Source organism: Marinobacter manganoxydans MnI7-9, from assembly GCF_000235625.1.
Taxonomy (GTDB): domain Bacteria; phylum Pseudomonadota; class Gammaproteobacteria; order Pseudomonadales; family Oleiphilaceae; genus Marinobacter; species Marinobacter manganoxydans.
In genome coordinates this window covers 116,110-134,226 of sequence record NZ_AGTR01000085.1, presented here as the reverse complement: position 1 = coordinate 134,226, position 18,117 = coordinate 116,110, and the positions used below count along the sequence as shown (strand labels likewise).

The 18,117-nt window shown below is 59.2% G+C and carries 18 protein-coding genes; 8 read left to right on the top strand and 10 right to left on the bottom strand.

Annotated features, from left to right (window positions below; all coding sequences use genetic code 11):
• Positions 1 to 3 precede the first annotated feature (3 nt).
• Positions 4 to 429, bottom strand: a complete 426-nt coding sequence (locus tag KYE_RS19215; RefSeq protein ID WP_008176821.1) for a MarR family transcriptional regulator — start codon at positions 427 to 429, stop codon at positions 4 to 6.
• A 162-nt stretch (positions 430 to 591) separates the two neighbouring features.
• A complete protein-coding gene (locus tag KYE_RS19210) occupies positions 592 to 1,875 on the bottom strand; it encodes an MFS transporter (protein WP_008176819.1) in 1,284 nt (427 codons plus the stop codon).
• A gap of 271 nt (positions 1,876 to 2,146) precedes the next feature.
• Here KYE_RS19210 and KYE_RS19205 point away from each other — a divergent pair, with 271 nt between their 5' ends.
• The 4 genes from KYE_RS19205 (at position 2,147) to KYE_RS19190 (ending at position 7,059) form a co-directional block, all read left to right on the top strand.
• Positions 2,147 to 3,049 (top strand): helix-turn-helix transcriptional regulator, encoded by a 903-nt coding sequence (locus tag KYE_RS19205; RefSeq protein WP_175497395.1) that lies wholly within the window; start codon positions 2,147 to 2,149, stop codon positions 3,047 to 3,049.
• Positions 3,050 to 3,199: 150 nt separating this feature from the next.
• Complete coding sequence (locus KYE_RS19200; RefSeq protein ID WP_008176815.1) at positions 3,200 to 4,819, top strand: ExeM/NucH family extracellular endonuclease; 1,620 nt, start codon at positions 3,200 to 3,202, stop codon at positions 4,817 to 4,819.
• A gap of 128 nt (positions 4,820 to 4,947) precedes the next feature.
• Complete coding sequence (locus KYE_RS19195) at positions 4,948 to 5,835, top strand: alpha/beta fold hydrolase (RefSeq protein ID WP_008176813.1); 888 nt, start codon at positions 4,948 to 4,950, stop codon at positions 5,833 to 5,835.
• Between the two features lie 156 nt (positions 5,836 to 5,991).
• Complete coding sequence (locus tag KYE_RS19190; RefSeq protein WP_008176811.1) at positions 5,992 to 7,059, top strand: AraC family transcriptional regulator; 1,068 nt, start codon at positions 5,992 to 5,994, stop codon at positions 7,057 to 7,059.
• Here the strand turns inward: KYE_RS19190 and queE are convergent, their stop codons facing one another.
• Together queE and queC are read right to left on the bottom strand one after the other, a co-directional pair.
• Positions 7,060 to 7,716: a 7-carboxy-7-deazaguanine synthase gene (gene queE, locus KYE_RS19185; RefSeq protein WP_008176809.1), complete on the bottom strand. Its 657-nt coding sequence runs from the start codon at positions 7,714 to 7,716 to the stop codon at positions 7,060 to 7,062.
• Positions 7,716 to 8,381, bottom strand: coding sequence for a 7-cyano-7-deazaguanine synthase QueC (gene queC / locus KYE_RS19180; RefSeq protein ID WP_008176806.1), 666 nt, complete (start codon positions 8,379 to 8,381; stop codon positions 7,716 to 7,718). Before queC ends, queE begins: the two co-directional genes overlap by 1 nt.
• Before the next feature lie 185 nt (positions 8,382 to 8,566).
• On the opposite strand from queC, the gene KYE_RS19175 reads away from it, so the two are divergent.
• Positions 8,567 to 9,100 (top strand): hypothetical protein, encoded by a 534-nt coding sequence (locus KYE_RS19175; protein WP_039882176.1) that lies wholly within the window; start codon positions 8,567 to 8,569, stop codon positions 9,098 to 9,100.
• A gap of 15 nt (positions 9,101 to 9,115) precedes the next feature.
• Here KYE_RS19175 and KYE_RS19170 read toward each other — a convergent pair whose 3' ends face one another.
• Positions 9,116 to 9,355, bottom strand: a complete 240-nt coding sequence (locus tag KYE_RS19170) for a hypothetical protein (RefSeq protein WP_008176800.1) — start codon at positions 9,353 to 9,355, stop codon at positions 9,116 to 9,118.
• Positions 9,356 to 9,901: 546 nt separating this feature from the next.
• On the opposite strand from KYE_RS19170, the gene KYE_RS19165 reads away from it, so the two are divergent.
• Positions 9,902 to 10,174 carry a hypothetical protein gene (locus KYE_RS19165; protein ID WP_008176798.1) on the top strand — a complete coding sequence of 91 codons (273 nt, stop codon included), beginning with the start codon at positions 9,902 to 9,904 and terminating at the stop codon, positions 10,172 to 10,174.
• Between the two features lie 25 nt (positions 10,175 to 10,199).
• Here the strand turns inward: KYE_RS19165 and KYE_RS19160 are convergent, their stop codons facing one another.
• From KYE_RS19160 to KYE_RS19150, 3 genes are read right to left on the bottom strand one after another with little or no spacing between them, the layout of a single operon-like run.
• Entirely contained in the window at positions 10,200 to 10,613 is a 414-nt protein-coding gene (locus KYE_RS19160; protein ID WP_008176796.1) for a response regulator, read from the bottom strand.
• Positions 10,614 to 10,627: 14 nt separating this feature from the next.
• Positions 10,628 to 11,185 (bottom strand): hypothetical protein, encoded by a 558-nt coding sequence (locus tag KYE_RS19155; RefSeq protein ID WP_008176794.1) that lies wholly within the window; start codon positions 11,183 to 11,185, stop codon positions 10,628 to 10,630.
• Positions 11,186 to 11,217: 32 nt separating this feature from the next.
• Positions 11,218 to 14,676 (bottom strand): response regulator, encoded by a 3,459-nt coding sequence (locus KYE_RS19150; protein ID WP_254775496.1) that lies wholly within the window; start codon positions 14,674 to 14,676, stop codon positions 11,218 to 11,220.
• Positions 14,677 to 14,878: 202 nt separating this feature from the next.
• Between KYE_RS19150 and KYE_RS19145 the strand changes: the two genes are divergently transcribed.
• Positions 14,879 to 15,949: a hypothetical protein gene (locus KYE_RS19145; RefSeq protein ID WP_008176790.1), complete on the top strand. Its 1,071-nt coding sequence runs from the start codon at positions 14,879 to 14,881 to the stop codon at positions 15,947 to 15,949.
• Here the strand turns inward: KYE_RS19145 and KYE_RS19140 are convergent.
• Positions 15,946 to 16,197 carry a hypothetical protein gene (locus KYE_RS19140; protein WP_008176788.1) on the bottom strand — a complete coding sequence of 84 codons (252 nt, stop codon included), beginning with the start codon at positions 16,195 to 16,197 and terminating at the stop codon, positions 15,946 to 15,948. The two genes, KYE_RS19145 and KYE_RS19140, sit on opposite strands and share 4 nt — an antisense overlap.
• Before the next feature lie 196 nt (positions 16,198 to 16,393).
• On the opposite strand from KYE_RS19140, the gene KYE_RS19135 reads away from it, so the two are divergent.
• Positions 16,394 to 16,738 (top strand): hypothetical protein, encoded by a 345-nt coding sequence (locus tag KYE_RS19135; RefSeq protein ID WP_008176786.1) that lies wholly within the window; start codon positions 16,394 to 16,396, stop codon positions 16,736 to 16,738.
• Between the two features lie 10 nt (positions 16,739 to 16,748).
• On the opposite strand, the gene KYE_RS19130 is transcribed toward KYE_RS19135, so the two are convergent.
• Positions 16,749 to 18,035 carry an EstA family serine hydrolase gene (locus tag KYE_RS19130; protein ID WP_008176784.1) on the bottom strand — a complete coding sequence of 429 codons (1,287 nt, stop codon included), beginning with the start codon at positions 18,033 to 18,035 and terminating at the stop codon, positions 16,749 to 16,751.
• Positions 18,036 to 18,117: the final 82 nt, after the last annotated feature.

Sequence of the window (18,117 nt, the reverse complement as noted above, 5' to 3'; positions counted from 1 at the left end):
GGGTTATTTCTGCTTTTCGGCGTTTTCCAGGATCTTGTGGAACACCTTTACGGTGCACTCGATCTCTTTGTCGCTGATGCCTTCCAGCATTTCCTCGCGCAGCACCTCGGCTCGCTCGGAAAGGTCATCCATAAACGCCCGGCCGGCGTTGGTCAGATGCAGCCGCCGCGCACGGCGATCGTTCGGGCAGGGCCGGCGCTCAATCAAATTCTGTTGCTCGAGACTGTCCAGCAGTCGAACCAGGGTCGGATTCTCGATCGCCATCAGGCTTGCCAGCTCACGCTGTGTGAGGCCCTCACCGCCTTTTTCCAGGTACACCATCGTGCTCCAGCGCGCCTGGGTGACGCCCAGATCCTTCAGGCGCTCGTCCAGCATTTTTCTCCAGCGCCGGGTAACCCGCGCTACCGCAAAAGGAAACTGGTCTCTCATTTGTCGTCACTCCATATCAAAAGAGGGCTTGGCCCGGGCCGGGCGCTGCCGCGCCTTCGGCCAATTAATCACATTATCGGAAAGTCACCAATAGTATGCTAACCATTGTGATAAAAACAGATACGGAAGTAAAAACAAAATTGGGGAAAACCGAAAGCAGCGTCAGCTCGCCTGACGCTGCTCTTCGTGCATTTCCTCGACTTCAGGAGACTCATGGAACTCGCTGTTCCGCGGATCGATTTCAGCAAGCACCGGCGACGCTTCCGGCATGGCAGGTACGAAGTGCTCCTGATCTGCAACGGCAACGTCCTCGGTATGACTGATCCGGTAGCTGGTAATCAAGGCCAGCAGCAGCAGGAAGCCGGCATTACCGAAGAACAGGCCTTTCGGCCCCAGGAGATTGATCAGCTCCGCCATGACAACCGGCCCGATGACACTGCCAACGCCGTAACTCAGCAACAGCGTGGCACTGGCCGCCACAATACGGGTGCTTTCCATACGGTCATTGGTGATGGCCACGGCTACGGGGTACAAAGCGGCTGAAAGCCCCGTGAACACACCAACCAGAAGGGTCAAAAGCCACGCGTTTTCGGCCCCGAGAACTCCGACACCGCCTGCCGCTGAAGCCGCTACCAGAGCGATCCAGAACATCACGCGGCGCCGGTCGAAACGGTCGCAGAGCCGGCCCAGCGGCCAGGCAAGGATCATGGCCGCGACAATGGCACTGGCCATGAACGTGGATGTCCGTGCAACGTCCAGCCCGACCAGTGTTGCGTACACAGGCCCAAGCGCATAAAAGCCGCCGATCATGACGCCACAGATCAGGGCGCCGGCAACACCGGAAAAGGATTCCCGTGCCAAAGTGAAAATAGAGATGCGCTGAACCTGCTCAATGACGGGCGCTTCCATTTTGGTCAGTGCCAGCGGCATCAGCGCCAGTGCCAACAGAATCGCGGCAATCGAGAAAGGCATGAAATTGGCGGGGTCACCGATATTTACAATGAGCTGGCCGCCGGCGGCGGACAGATAAAAAACAATCTGGTACACCGCAAACAACGCACCGCGGTTGGCATTGGTGGCACGGCTGGAGAACCAGCTCTCGATGACCACCAGCACACCGGCAATACTGAACCCGGAGAGTACCCGCAGAACGGCCCAGAAAATCTCGGAAACAGCCATCGGATAGAGTAACGACGTGACAGCGGCAGCAGCGGCAAACACCGCGAACGCCCGGATATGACCAACCCGGCCGATAATCCGGTGAACATAGAGCGTACCCAACACAAAACCGATGGAATAGCAGACCAGAATCCAGCCGATAATATCTGGCGATATCGCCTCGATACTCAGACGGATGCCCAGCAGTGTCATCAGGAATGCATTGCCACTGACCAGCAGAATAATGCTTAGAATCAGGGCAGACAGGGAGGTGACCATTCGGGTCATTACAGCGGCTCCGGGCGTTACAGGGTATTCTGGATTGAATGAAAGACAAAATAGCAGCAAGTCCCGGACTTTGCCGGCGACGTATTAGATCAGTAGCGGGAAGTGAAGCCACTAGGCACTTCCCGAAACCTGTTAACTGCATCACAAAAACCCGCAAAGGCCGCCGTGTAGCGGTTTAACAGGGTTTTACATTAATGCGCCGTAACAGACCATGAGTGCCGGAGCAGGTAACATGAAAACGAGCTATTCATTGGACCGTGAGCGCCTGGTTATGAAAAAAACGGACTGGCCCATCCGCTGGGATCTGCTGCTTCGCTATCGACTTATCGAAACGATTGCCCTGTGGGAAGGTCGTCTGACTACCAACCACATCTGCCACAGTTTCGGGATCGGTCGTCAGCAGGCGTCCAAGGATATCAACACCTATCTGCGCGAACTGGCGCCGGGCAATCTGGTTTACGACCGTCACCTGAAAGGTTATGTCCCTGCCGATAGATTTCGCCCGGTGGTCACCCGAGGCGTGGTCAATGAATATCTGGACCTGCTTGCCCGCCAGCAAAACCTGAGCACCACGTTTGAATCCCTGAACATTGGCCTGCCGGACAGCACCGTGGTCCAGGGTCCGAATCGGGTCATCGCGCCCGAAACCATGCGTGCGGTGGTGACGGCAACACGACAGGGAAGACAGCTGCGGGCCAGCTATGCCTCCCTGAGCCGACCGGAAGCGGTGGAAAGCATACTTGAGCCGCATACTCTGGTTTGTGCCGGCGACAGCTGGCATTTGCGGGCATGGTGCGACTCAAACCGGGAATTCCGGGATTTCGCCCTGAGCCGATTCCGGACCTCGCCGGAGGCCCTCCGGCAGCGCGCCAGACACACCCGGGACCAGGACGAGCACTGGAACCGGCAGGTTACCCTGGTGGTCACCCCGGATCAGCGCCTGACCCAAGCCCAGCAAGAGATCATTGCCCGTGACTACGGCATGGAACATGGTCGTCTGGAAGTTGCTACCCGTGCCGCGCTTGCCCCCTACGTGCTGTCACGGCTCGGTATTACCTTCGACAATCAGCACCCGGATCCTCTGGTGCAACAGCTTGAGTTGGCCAATCCCGACCAGTTGGGATTTGGCAGCAAACGCGAACAGGCCCTCAAAGCCGTTGCCGGCCTCAGCTAAACCGCCAGTGTGAGCTCTGGGACCTGGCGGTATGTCTTTCTCGGCGTTCTGATTCTGTCGTTTCTGCCCGCAGCAGGGAGGGCAGAATCGGTCTGCGGTGATCCCGCAACGCCGATTTCCCGGGTCCAGGGAACTGGCCCGACCTCACCCATGGCAGGAGCTACCGTCACCGTCGAGGGCATCCTGACCCAGGATTCCCGGGCAAAGGGCGGCTTTGGTGGTTTTTACCTGCAGCAGGCCGACCATCAGACCGACGGAAATCCCGCCACTTCCGAAGCGCTGTTTATTTACACCGATCGTGAAATCGCCGATGTCGGCATGCGAGTGCGGGTAACCGGAAAGGTGAAGGAATACCACGGGCTGACCGAACTGGTGTCGGTTCGGAGCATCCGGGCGTGCGGGCGTGGGCCGCTTCCAGCGCCCATTGCCATCACCCTGCCCTGGACCGTCGATCCGGAACATCTGGAGAACATGAGGGTTACCTTTCGCCAGCCCCTGACGGTGGTGGACAACTACAACCTGGCTCGCTACGGCGAGCTTGGGCTGGCGGCCTCAGACCAGGTCCAGCCTACGGAATACCTGCCCCCCGGCAAAGAAGCACACCGGGCATTCACCCGGAACGGGGCAAACCGCGTTCTGCTTGATGACAACCGGTCCAGGAGAGACCCCCGCCCGGCACCCTGGCCCCCGGGCGGCCTGTCCTCGGCAACCGTAAGGGCCGGTGATCAGATTAGAGGGCTCATCGGTGTGCTGGATTTCCGCTTCGATGCCTGGCGGCTCCAGCCTTCTCAGGAGCCGGCTTTCCTCGCCACCAATCCCAGAGAAACCGCACCCGGGCCGCGGCATGAGGCTTCGGTGCGGATCATGGCTCTGAACCTTGGTAATTTCTTTAACGGAGATGGCCGGGGCGGCGAGTTTCCAACGAGTCGTGGGGCCGGGACACCGGCGGAATTCCGGCGCCAGCAACAACAACTGGTGAACACACTTCTGGCCCCCGATCCGGACATTCTTGCGCTGACCGAACTTGAGAACGACGGCTATGGACCGGCAAGTTCCATAGCGGAACTTGCAGAGGCCCTGGGCGGCACCTGGCGGTTCGTCAGCACGCCCGGCCAGGACGGCGATGACGAGATCCGGACCGGCCTGCTCTACCGCAGCGACCGGATTAGCGCGGTTGGCTCGCCAGAACGGCTTGCCAAAGGGCCATTTGAATCGGGAGGCCGGCCTCCCCTGGCTCAGGATTTCGGCCGAACGGACGGTGATGCTACCGTTCGGGTCATTGTTCCTCACCTGAAATCGAAATCCTGTCGGGGCGCCCGTGGCGATAATCAGGACCAGGCCGATGGCCAGGGCTGCTACGCGAGCCGGCGGACCAACGAAGCAAAAACACTGGCGGCCTGGTCCGGCAGCGATACCCGCAGGCACCATTCAGTCGGCACCCTGATAATCGGTGACCTCAACAGCTATGCCCGCGAACATCCCATCGCGACGATGGAGCAGGCAGGGTTTACCAGCATGGTGCACCATTTCCATCCCTGCACCGAAAAGACCTGTGGTCACTACACCTACCGTTACCGTGGTCAGAAGGGCTCGCTGGATTTCGCACTCGCCTCCGAGACCTTAAAACCAAGGGTTACGGGCGCCTGGAGCTGGCTGGTGAACGCCGATGAGCCCCGGGTACTCGACTACCGGAGCGATCACCCGGCATCCGGCCGGGGACCCTGGCGATCCAGCGACCATAATCCGGTGATTGTCGACCTGAGTCTCTGACTTTCGACGCCCCATCACGGGCACTCTGTTGCCCATTCGCCGACGTCCACGGGCACTGTGGCCAAGGCTCCGGATTCTGGTCCCGGTAGACTGGCGGTCAGACCCCAAACCGGTGATCGCTGACAACCATGAGAATTCCTGCCCCCAACTTCTGGCCCGCTGCCCGCACGGGACAACGATTACTTCTCCAGGCCCGCCGCCATGAAACCATGGTCGATGGCCACAAGATGGTTTTCCTGGAACGGGGATCGCCAGGTGTCGGCCGCCCGACGATCGTCCTGATTCATGGCTTTGCCGCCATGAAGGAAAACTGGGGGCTGTGGCTGCAAAGACTGCCAAGACGCTGGCATCTTCTGGCGCCGGATCTGCCGGGATTCGGGGAGAGTGATTACCGGCCGGAGGCCTGCTACCGCTACGAAACCCAGGCCCGTCGACTGGCTCAGTGGCTTGCGGGCGTTAACACGGACAACATCCATCTGGCCGGCAGCTCCATGGGTGGCGCGATTGCCGCAATACTGGCCCACACACTGGATCCGGCGCCCCGCTCGGTGACGTTGCTCAACAGCGCCGGCATCCCCGAACATAAAGAGGCAGACATTCACGCCCCCCTGAAGCCTGACCGGGATGGCATCCTGATTCCACGGGACTGGAAAGGCGTCTACCGCATGTTCAACAGTGTTGGCACCGGCAAGCCCACGGTCTCCGGACTTGCCATGGCCGGCCTTCTCGGACCGGATCTCCTGGGCCGCACCGAGGCCCTCCGGCATATCTTCAGTGACATGGTGGCAGACGCGCTGGCACCGGCCCGCTACCTGGGCCCCGAGACACCACCACTGCAGGTTCAGTGGGGCGACCGTGACGTGATTACCCCGACCCGCTGCGTTGACTGGTTCAGCTCGGCCACGCCTCAGGCAGAAATCCACATGTTCCGGGGTGTCGGACATCTTCCGATGCTGGAAACGCCCGGGCGATCTGCCGCAGCTCTGGAACACTTCGTCCGCCGTCATGGCCAGTGATCGATCCGGATGCTTCCTGCCAACCGGCCGATGATTGGCCTTTCAGGCCATTTATTCCGTCACCGAAGTCATGGGGCAACGAGCCGCGAGGCGCCATAATCGTCGAAACCAAGCGTTCTGCGACATAACAAGAACAGAATCAGACGAGGAAATCCCATGCGCGCCTCCGTTTCAACGGCACAGGACCTGGGCATGCCGGCCATCTACCTGCATCTTCTGGCCGAACTGCTGAACACCATCGGTGTTGACGAACAGGACCTCCTCCTCCGGGTCGGTCTTGACCCGGTCCGCCTGCAATCCACCGATCGGCGGGTGAGCCAGACCCAGGCCAGCGAATTCGTCACCCGGGCCATTATCGAGAGCGGCGAACCGGGGCTCGGTATCATGCTCGCCAGGGAGCTGAAGCTGCCCCTGCACGGCGCCCTGGGTACGGCCGTCATGAGTAGCCGTACCCTGGGCGATGCCATGGAGCTGATGACCCGATACCTGACGCTAAGGGTGCCTCACCTTCGGGTCTGCAAACGGGAGACCGGCAACCTGGCCTGGTACGTTGTGCATTGTGATATCGACCTGGGGCCTCTGCACGGCTTTATCATGGATGCCATGCTGTTTGGTTGCGTTTCCATGGGGGCACAGTTGACAGGCTCGGTCATTGACGGTTTGCGGATTGTTCGCCGGGGAACGGAGCCGGCCTATTTCCAGCGTTTCCGCTCACAGATCCCGGTGCCGGTGGAATTCGGCGCTACGGAGAATGCCCTGGTGATTCCGGTTGGCCGTCTGAGCCTGCCCGTGCGCTTCACCGATGATCAACTGGCGGCCTCGTCCAAAGCCCAGTGCGAGGAGGCGCTGCGGCAGCTGACCGAAGACGCCGGATTTGCCTGTCGCGTCCGACGGGTAATCGAGACCAGCCACCCCTTCCCGCCAAAACTGGCCAGGGTAGCGGCCACCCTGTTTGTGTCCGAGAGAACGCTCAAGCGGCGGCTGCAGGAAGAAGACGCCAGTTTCCAGCAGCTGGTAGATCAGGTCCGCCTGGAACGGGCACAGGATCTGCTCCGCAGTACCACCATGAATCTGAGCCAGATTGCCGATGCCCTCGGTTACGCCGACGCGGCGAATTTCACCCGGGCTTTCAAGCGCTGGACCGGCAGCAGCCCCAGCCATTACCGAATTTCGCAACCCGGCCCCGGGCTGATTACCGCCAGGCGGGCACTGGCCACGGGGTAATCAGTCGATGCCGATGATCTTGTGCATTTGCAGGGTCAGGCGCCACTGCGGATGCGCGAGACAATAATCGGTGGCGCGTCGGGTATTGCTTTGTTTGATCTCATCCACAGCCGTTTCCGGTATCGAGGGAGAGGCCATCGGCGACAGGAAATAATGGCTTGCGCGAATGCCCAGGAATCGCTCCGGCATCGCCAGGGGCTGGGGATAGACCAGCTTCAGCTCGTCACAGGCCTCAAGCACCACCGGGGCATCGGCTTTCGGACTGACGCAGAGCCAGTCGATGCCTTCGGGCGCGGGCAGGGTACCGTTGGTCTCTACCCCTACCTCGAACCCTTCCCGGTGCAGAGCCTCGATCAGGGGAGCATCCAGCTGCAGCAGGGGCTCGCCACCGGTGCAGACCACGTAGGGCTTGCCGGGTGCCTCCGGCCAAAGATTGCGTATGTGACGGGCCAGTTCCTCCGGGGTTTCAAAGCGACCACCATTCTGGCCATCAGTACCGACAAAATCGGTATCACAGAAATTGCACACGGCAGTGGCGCGGTCCTTCTCGCGACCGGTCCAAAGGTTGCACTTGCTGAAACGACAGAACACGGCAGCACGCCCGGCCTGGGCACCTTCACCCTGCAACGTGTAGAAGGCTTCCTTGACCCGATACATCAGCTTGCCGCCTCGTAGTCCAGGGGATCTTTGACACCATTGGCAGCGAAGGCTTCCAGTCGTTCAACACAGGAGCCGCAGCGTCCACAAGCCCGCTCCCGGCCGTTGTAGCAGGTCCAGGTCTGTGCATAGTCCAGTCCCAGGCGCAGGCCTTCAGCCAGGATCTGACCCTTGTCCATGGTCATGAAAGGCGCCTCAATGCCGACCGGCTCGTAGTTGGCCACGCGGCAGACCGCGTCCATTTTATCCACAAACTCCGGGCGACAGTCCGGGTAGATAGCGTGGTCGCCACCATGAGCTCCGTACCAGACGGCGCCAGCACCTGCGGTCACGGCGTAACCGGTCGCCAGGGACAGGAGAATCATGTTTCGGTTAGGCACCACGGTCGCTTTCATGCTGTCTTCTTCATAGTGGCCTTCCGGCACATCGATATCCGAGGTCAGCGATGAGCCGGCCATCACCTCACTCATGGCGCGGATATCGATCACCTTGTGGGGTACACCCAGCGCTTCACAGACCGAACGCGCGCACTCAAGCTCCCGGACATGGCGCTGCCCGTAGTTGAAGGACAGGGCATGAACCTGGTAGCCGCGCTCCCGGGCCAGATGCAGCAGGGTGTAGGAGTCCATGCCTCCGGAATAGATAACGACTACGGTGTCTGTCATTCGGGCTCCCCGTATGGTGCGGTTCGGATTTGGCTGGTTTACTGTCGCGCCCGAGGCCTGTTGCTGTCATCGGGCTTTTACAATGAATGGACATATTGTAACAGTGCAGGAACAGGTTGGGTTCGCGTCTCGCTTGCGGGGCGGGTAAACTCAGCGAAAAACAACTCATCAGCTACACTGACTCCATGACCACTATCCAGCCGGCATTCATCGATTTCGAGGCATCAAGCCTTGATCTGATCGCGAGCTACCCCATTGAGGTGGGAATCTGCATGCCGGATGGCACTCTCCACAGCTGGCTGATCAGCCCCCACGTGCTGTGGCAGGACTGGTCACAAAGCGCTGAGCAGATTCACGGCATTTCCCGCGAGACCCTGGAAGCGGATGGTATTGCGGTGAGCGAAGTCGCCAGTGCCCTCAACGAACTGCTGCCGGAACAGGTGTTTTGCGATGCCTGGACCTTCGACAGTTTCTGGCTGCACCGTTTGTTCAAGGCCGCCCGCATGACGCCAACGTTTCAGCTTGAATCCATTTCAGCGCTGTTGGACACGAGGCAGGTGCGCGAATGGTCAGCACTTCGCCAACAGGTGATTACAGAGCTTGGCCTGCCTGTGCATCGGGCCGCAAACGATGCCCTGATTCTCCACAAGACCTGGGAACGGATTGCGCCGAATCAGGACGAACTGGCGCCGTTAACGGGTCAAACCCGGCAGGCCTGACGCATTCCCGGTTGATCAGTGCCTGGCGTGACGGACACGCAGTGCGATGACCTCGAGACCATCCCGAAGGGTATTCAGCGTCCAGTAGGTCACCAGGGCCATGAGCGCGGCTCCGGTCACGGTAAACACCAGATTCTCACCCACGACCTGCTCCTGCGCGACCAGCAGGTAAAGACCAAGTGCAATAATCAGGGCGAGTTCAATCAATGCGTGGGAACGGAACTTTTTACTGGCAGATCCGGCTTCGTCGGACATTTTGCTAGGTTTCAACCTCTGTCTGTTGATGGCGATTAATCGAATATTAGTGTGCGAATTATCGCCGGGACAGGCCGCAAAATCTGTAAGAAGTAATGGCTACGAAGATTCCACTACCCAAAAAAAACGCAGCCATAGAGGCTGCGTAGAAAGGAGAGATCCATCGACTGCCTGGCGCGGCAGGCAGTCGGGATTGCACAACGTAAAACACGTGACGGAAAGAATTATGCCAAGCGCCCCTGGAGGCCGTCTGTAGGGGTTTGCCGAAGAAGCCGGGCTATTGCAAACGGCCCATTAGCCTATACACTGGTAGTCGAACCGAAACATAAGAGCCGGTATGACCAGAATGATTCCACAGTTCAGCGCTTACACAGCAGCAGGTTGCCATGCAGGGCAGTCTGTCCGCGCGATGGTGAAAGACATCTAACGGCTTTCGGTCAGTCCCGGGAGCCTATGTAGCGACCGGGTCAGCTTCTCCGCGAAACCCCGGTCGCTTCAGGCACCGGGGTTTTGTTTTTGCAGCCGCAAAACGACAAGGAGAACATCATGAAAAGACATCCGACAACTCGCGCAGCAAACCAGCCCATGAACAATCGCCAGGGCCCGATCAAGCGTCCGGAGAAGCTGCCGCTGCTGGATGCCATCTGCGAAAAACTTAATCAGCGCGTCAATCTGGATGACGAACAGCGGGTGCTGGGAGTGTATGAGCGGGGCTGGATCTTCAAGGGCGTCCTGGGCAATATGAACGACGCCGAGGCAAGGTACGTCAGAGCATTGGCGACCCGTTACAATTCCTGGATTGCCCGGCAGGTCGCCTGATTCAGAAGCCGCGTGTCTGAACCGGTCAGTGGCGCCGGTTCAGACCCTGCATCATCGCCATATCGCCGCCGTGAACCATGGCGTAATTGTTGACCACATCGTGTATTTTTTCCTGGGAATAAGGCTTGACCACGTAGCCGTTAGCGCCGGCACTGATCGCACGCTGAATACTCTCGATCGAATCGTCCGCCGTCACCAGCACAATGTGCTGTTCCTCACGGGCGTCCTTGAATTCCAGCATCAGTTCGTGCCCATCGCCGTCCGGCAACCCCAGATCCAGCAGGATGATGTGAAATTCCCCGGCTTTGAAAGCCGTCCTGGCGGAAGCTGCGTCAATACACTCGATCACTTTGGTTGCGCCAGCGTTGTAGAGCATATCCACGAGCCGCTCTCGCATCACAGGCTCATCTTCCACTACCAGCACTTTCAGATCCGTCATGTGGGTTGCTCCTCTCAAACTGTCGGGTCGTTGCCTGTGCGCCGTGGCAGGTCCAGCGGCGCTGGTCGGGGCTCGCTCATGTCACTGTAGTCAGAGCGTGGCGAGGTCTCCGGATTGGCCGTCGTCCCGTCCTCCATGCCAAACCGTGTCAGTATATTGCTGATGCTCACAGCGGTTGTGTAGAGGGATATCGCAATAATCAGAAGGATCGGCTGAACAAAGGTTACAAAACCGGGTACATCCGCGCTTCCCAGTATACTCAGGATCAGAATGATTGCCGGCCCCAGCACCACGAAAAGCGTCAGGGCGATGAAGAAAACAATGCGCTCCTTGTAGCGCCCGAGCTCCCGGTTGGTCACGAGACCGAGCACGAACTTGCCGATAGCCAGACCGGCAAGGATAGCGGCGGCGATGCTCAGGTCCGGTCGCAGCAGGGTTTCGTAAAGCCGGCCTTCCCACAACCGTTGCATACCGATAATCAGAAAGGGAAACAACACAAACAGGATGTCGGCATAGGTACCATACATCATGCTCAGGGAATGGTGTTCTCGGCGTTCCGGCAGCTCACTCATCGGGTTCTTCCTGTTGGTCATACTCACACACGTCAGCCTGGCGTTTTCGCAGCGGCGAGGGCACGGTCTATCATTTCACCGAGTTCCTTCAGTTCGCTGCGAACACGTTCCCAGTCCGGCTCAGTGACTTTCAGCAGCTCTTCCAGTATACCCGCCTGTCGGGTCATCAGCGGATAGCCCATGGCACCCGCCGTGCCCTTGATCTGGTGGGCTTCGGTTTTCATTGCTTCACGATCTGCGTCCGCCAGCGCGGCATCCATTCGGGTCCGCCGCGCGGCAAGCCCATCAAGAAACTGTGCCACCAGGTGGGCAATTTCAGCGTCTTCGCCGGTATCCGCGGCGAAAACGGGGCCCGTGCCCAGCAGCCGATCCAGCAGGGCCGTCAGGTGGGACTGATCAATGGGCTTGTTCAGCACGCCGTCACAACCGGCCTCAAGCAATGCATCGGTTTCCTGCTGATCGCCGGCTGTAAAGGCAATCACCGGCCGGCGGAACCCGGCCTGGCGCAGCAACCTGGTGGCATCAACACCATCCATTCCCGGCATGTGACGGTCCATCAGCACCAGATGAACCGTATCGGACAATGCAGTCCGAACCGCGTCCTCGCCGCCGGTCACTGCCACGACGTCCAGACCTTCCCGGCGCAGCATACGCTCTACCAGCTGCCGGTTTTCGGTGTTGTCTTCGGCAACCAGCACCTTGCCCTGATAGCGTGAGGTTCGTTCATTAGCGGAGGCCGGCGTCACCGAAAGGTATCGTCCCAGTGTTTCATAGAAGCGCTGCTTGTCGATGGGCTTCGCCAGGTGTTCATTGCAGCCGGCCAGGCGATAATCGGCAATGTCCTCGGACATCACATTGGCGGTGAGCGCGATGACCGGCGTATTCACCCCGGCTTCGCGAAGTGCCGCCGTGGCGTCACGGCCGTTCATCACCGGCATCTGTATGTCCATCAGGATCAGATCAAAGGGTTCGCGAATCGCCATTTCCAGGGCTTCCGCTCCGTTGCTCACATGGACAAGCTCGGCTCCGGTTCGAGACACCAACAGGGAAACAAGCCGCCGGTTCACCTCGTTGTCCTCGGCACACAGGATACGCCCTGACAATCGCGGCGCGACAACCATGGGGATGGTCCGGCGGCGCTGGCTCAGCTCCGAGGCGTCGCGCAGGAAATGCACCTCATCCAGTGGCCCGGTCCGGATCGAAAGCTCAAACTCGCTGCCCTCGCCATAGGTGCTGTTCACCCGGATACTGCCGCCAAGCATTTCCGCCAGACGCCGGGAAATGCTGAGCCCGAGGCCGGTGCCACCATATTGCCTGGAAATGGCGGCGCTGCCCTGGGCAAAGGGATCGAACAGCCGCCCCAATTGCTCCGGCTTCATGCCAATGCCGGTATCCACGACCCGGGCCACGAGCAATTCCTGATCGCGATCACAACGGACCACCAGGGAAATGGACCCCTTATCGGTAAATTTAAGGGCATTACCACACAGGTTGATAATGATCTGGCGCAGTCGGGTGGGGTCAGTGCGCACCTGCTCCGGCAACGGGTATTCGCAGATGATGCTGAAATCCAGTCCTTTTTCCCGGGCTCTTGGCGCGAAGAAGGCGCGAATCTCGTCAAGAAGTTCCGGCAGATTGACCGATACGATGTCCACATCCAGTTTGTTGGCGTCGATTTTCGAGTGGTCGAGGATGTCGTTGACCAGGTCCAGCAGATGTCGGCCGCTGCGCACCACCGTCTCGGCACTGCTTCTTTTCTCCGGTTCACTGAGATCCGGATCAAGCAGCGTTTCTCCGTAACCGATGATGGCTGCCAGCGGTGTGCGGATCTCATGGCTCATATTGGCCAGGAACTGGCTTTTCGCCTCCGCGGAATTGCGGGCAAGCTCCTTCTCGAGACGCTCCTGCTCGCGCTCCCTCTCGATCCTCAAGCGATTGTGACTTTCGGTGGCGTCGATGCAGGTGCCTTCCAGATGGGTCGGCTCACCCTCGGTGTCATACACCGTATGCAGTGAGATGGTCGCCCAGCGCTCGTCACCGTCCCGGGTAAGGTATCGGGCCTCAATGCCCTTGACCGTGCCCCGGGCCTCCAGCTGCTCGATCACCAGCCGCCGCAACCGCTCGTCGGCGATGCAGGTTTCCAGTACGTCCGGGTTCCGCTTGAGCAACTCGCGGCTGCTGTTATAGCCCAGCAGGCGCGCCATGGCGGGATTGGCCGTGACAAATCGCCGGTCCGGCGACATCTGGAACACGCCCTCGATGGCGTTATCGAACAGCGACTGGTAACGCTGAAGGTTCGACAACGCCCGCTGGCTCCAGCCCAGGGCCTCGCCCTGGACCTGCTTGATCCTGTCTGCGAGGGCAAAAGAAAACAGGATAATCTGCGCGGTCAGACCAAACTGGGGTGAGTAAGCGGTGAAGGTGTTCAATGGCAGTATGCCCATCACCGTCAGGGCATAGATACCGAAGCCCACCAGCGCCAGTGTCCAGGCGAAAAAATAGGAACGGGCCGCCGGATTGTAATAGCGCCAGGACAGGTAACTGACCACGATCAAAATCAGGCTCAGCAGAATGGAGCCAACCACAATCCATTCCATGGCCACGTGGTAGGGCAGGAACAGCGACAGCACGAAAGTGGCAACCACCGAATACAGGCACAGGCGGATGACCTGATCAAGATCGGCCGACCGTTCCCGGGTTTCAAGCAGCGACCTTGCCATCAGCAGGCCCCAGAACCAGGTCAGAATGATCTGGAAGTGCAGGAACTGCTTGTCGAACAGAGCGGGCCGGCTGTCGAGAAGCTGGATACCGTGAACCTGTTCGGTGAAGATAAAGATGGCCGCAAAGACCAGGTAGAGCACGTAATAGATGTTGCTCCGCTCGCGAACCGAGACCGCGACGAACAGGTTGTAGGCAAGAATGGCCAGCACCGAACCAAGCAGGATGCCCCGCACCAGCTCATCCACCGAGACTTTTTCGATGTAGCTGTCCGGATGCCAGAGGCTGATCGGCAGACGGAAAGTATTGGTGTTGACCACCCGCAAGTAGACGTGGCTCAGGGAATCCGGTGCCAGTGAAAGGCGGAATGTCGGGTTGGGGACAGCCAGGTCCCGTTCCACCCAGTTGTCCTCATAACCCGCCTGTCGCTGATCGACCAGATCCCCGTCGCGGACCATGAACAGGGTGACTTCATCCACCAGAGGCAGGGCAAGCTCAAGGATCCATCCGTTCTGGTCCGGATTGCCCGCGGAGCGGAGATCCAGGCGCACCCAGTATGCGGATTCCGTGTAGCCGAAGTTCAACACGCCGCCTTCGTGGCGGGTAAAGGCACCCGATTCGAGAGCGCGAACCTCATCGAGGGTCAGTTCCTGCCCCGGGTCCTCGAGATACCAGATGCAGCCACCCAGATCACGGATACTCTCGATACCGCCGTCCAGTACAATCTCGCCATCATGGCAGGGCCCGGCCGCACTGGCCGACGCCGGCATCATGGCCGTGACCAGGAACAGCAGGACCGCTACCAAAGACGTCACCGCTGGAAGCGCCAATTCAAGCCGTTGCCGCAAAATGTGATCTCCGCGAGGGTAGATACCGGTTTTTTGTTTTACTGTCAGTAGCCACGCCGGGGCTATACCGTCCCGGTGACTCACTTTAGCCGTTTACACCGTTTTTCGCATCCCGGGGCCATCTGAAATGAGACATTCCTGCATTTTCGCCGCTGTTTCCATGACCACACTTGTCCTGAGTGGCTGCGGACTTGAGGATACCGGACCTTCCGCGTTCAATCCGGCGACCAATGTGGATCTGACGTTCTCGAGCTTCAACCTGGAAAACACGGAGGTGGCACCGGACAACCTCGGCAATACCCGTTTCTGGGACTTTTACCGGGGCATCCAGCCGGCAGCAGACGATTCCGACGACCTGCAAACCACCGGGGAAATACGCAGCCACATCGAGGTTTTCATCCGCGCCACGCCAACGGACGCCGGCACCAGCTATGACAGCGTGCGCAACCCGCTGGACCTGATGAACCAGGTGCTGGCCTCCGGCGAAGTCACCAATTTCCAGGAAGGCAAACGATACATCAGCCAGAGGATTGCAGATGGTGTCGCAGGCACCTACAACAGCCGGGGCAACGGCGCGCAGATCCGGTTCACAGACCAGTCGGCGGTGATTGCCAATCTGCCGCTGAACGACCAGCTCTGGATCTACCCGACGCTCGACTGGCGTTACCTGCCGGATGGCCCGGAAGGCTCGGACCTCGACAACAAGGTATATCGCACGATCCAGTATGTCAGCCGCAGTGTTGAAGAAGAGGAGCAGGCGGCCCAGCCGGAACTGGTCAGCGTGCTGGCAGGCAGCCGGTTTGATGCCAACAGTTTCATGACACTGGGCTACAGCCCCACCGAGTTTGCAACCGCGGACTACCTGAGTCGGAACCATGGCAGCATTGAACTGCGCCAGGATTTCATTGACGAAAACACCGACACGCTGTTTATAAAGAATGACGAATCCGAGGTGATCACACTCGATCGCTATCCAGGTTATGGCCTGGGAGACAACAGCCCGGACTGCCTGAGAGTCGAGCTGGATTACAACATGGATCTGGTGAGGATTTTTGCCTCGAACGGCGAGCCAGCGCGCATTGACGACCCTGACTCAACCGACGGGCAGGACACCATTCCGAATCCGGCCAATTGCACCTACCAGGAAGATGCCGACGCGATTACCAGCTGGACAACAGTGCCTGTCGCCGGCCGCTAGCCGGCGCCGCCATCCCTGAGGTCCCAGTTCTGCAGGAAGCCTTTCTTGCGGTCGATCATGCGTTCATAGGTGGAGATCATGATGGCCGCGTGGGGTGCTTTGACAAGACGCAGGGTTTCTATTCGGCGCTCCAGCCGTTCAACTTCAGAGCGCACCTGCTGGTGCACATGATTGCGAACGCTGTCGTGATGGTCCAGCTTGACCTCGCGGGAGGCGGGCTGGTTACTGGGGGGGGTGGGCTTGTCCATTCGGCTTCTCGTCCAATGAGTCGTGATAGATCCTTTTCCCATCACGCAAGTCTGCACAACTGTCCGACATAGTGCAATTAAAATGAATAGAGTTTCATTTTTATTTTCAGCTCTGCCGGACCACCTGTCATCCAGACGACAGAACCCCTGCTATAGTTCCCTGTAGAGACGACATTGCCCACCGACAGGAGCTCCCATGACCCAGACATCCGTGGCGGATACCCTCCGTGAATATCTGTCGCTACTGGAACTGCTGGACGATGCCTACTGGGAAGCCAGCAGCATTCACCACAAGGACATGCTGTACGACATCATCAGCATCTTCAGCCAGGAAGTGGCCGAGATAAACAAGCTCAGTATCCAGGACCACCACTACCCCTATGAGGTAATTACAGAAGGCATACGCCGGGTTGTGCCCAAGCTTGAGCGACTTGATGAAAACCGGGAAGACGTCATCCAGCGCACCCAGACCCTGACGGATTTCAGGGACATTCTGTCCTCCGTGCTGGGCATACTCGAAGCCCAGCTCAGGACGCTCTGAACCCTTTGCCTCAGGCGGCGATCAGCGGTCGCCGGTGCTCGGGTATGAGCGGAAAACGATTGCCCACGGTATAGACGAACTTTGCCAGTGCCGGCAGGTGATGACCGACGATCGGGATGCCGGTGTTCAGCAGACTGACCGAAATATCACGGGCCGCATCCGCCCAACACAGCTTGTTGATCAGACCGACGTGACCGAAAGCAAACCGGCTGTTCTGACCCCAGAGGCCCACCGGATTGCCACCCAGCATCATGCCGGCACTGAAGCGCATGGGTATCATCATGGTGCGGTCTATCTGTAGCGAACCGAACTGTTGAATGGCCCGGCGGATTGTGATTTCGCTGCAGATACGACGGCCGTTCCAGAGCCCGCCATTCAGCATCATCTGGAAGAAGCGGCCCATTTCCTCGGCGGTGCCGCACAGATTGCCCGCAGGAATCACCGCTTCCTGGAACCTCGGGTCATTGGTAACCCGCTCGACGGTCCGGATATCGCCACCCAGCGCGCGGTTAACAATCCAGGAAACGGGGAAACGGGGCGTTGGTCCGGTGGCGTAATTGCAGGCCAGCTCATCGAGATGCTCCGGGGCAATGCCATAGGTAAACCATTTCATACCCATGGGCCGACGCAAATGCTTGTCGAGGTATTTTTCAATGGTGTCGCCCGTGACGCGTTCCAATACCCGCTGCAGGACAAAACCGCCGGTGATGGCGTGATAGGCCACCTTGGCGCCGTCCACTTCCACCGGTCGTGCAGCACAGAGCAGACGCCAGATTTCATCGTTATCCCACAGCACATCAATCGGCGTTTCCCGTGGAATGGCAGGAATGCCCCCGCGGTGAGAAAGAATCTGGTGAACGGTGATGGTCCTTTTCCCGTTAACCCCGAACTCCGGGCAGTAGTAGGAGACGGGATCCATCAGGTTGACCAGGCCCTGTTCCGCCAGCATGTGCATAAGCAATGCCGTCACCGCCTTGGAGGCGGAGAAGTAGCAGATTGGGGTATCAGTCGTCATCGGAACCTTGGCGGCGTCGCGCGGGTCATGGGGGCCATTGCCACTGGCATGGCCAATCGCCCGGTGCAGAACCTGCTCACCCTTGTGGCGGATGGAAATCTGGATACCCGGGTGCACGCCGGTCCGGTAAAGGCTCTGGACGCTGCGCCACAGGGCATCAACCGTTTCCTGACTGACACCGGCAGCTGCCGGATTTTCACCGGCATCATCCCGAAAGGTGACGGATTCGAGATCCTCGGGAATCTGACTGCTATGGAGGGCACGGCGGGCAAGTCGGTTCATCGGCTCAAACCTTTTTCAGTACGATTGTTGTTTTTCTATGTTCAACAGAACCGGCCCGGGCCACATTGGCCGGGCCGCGGCA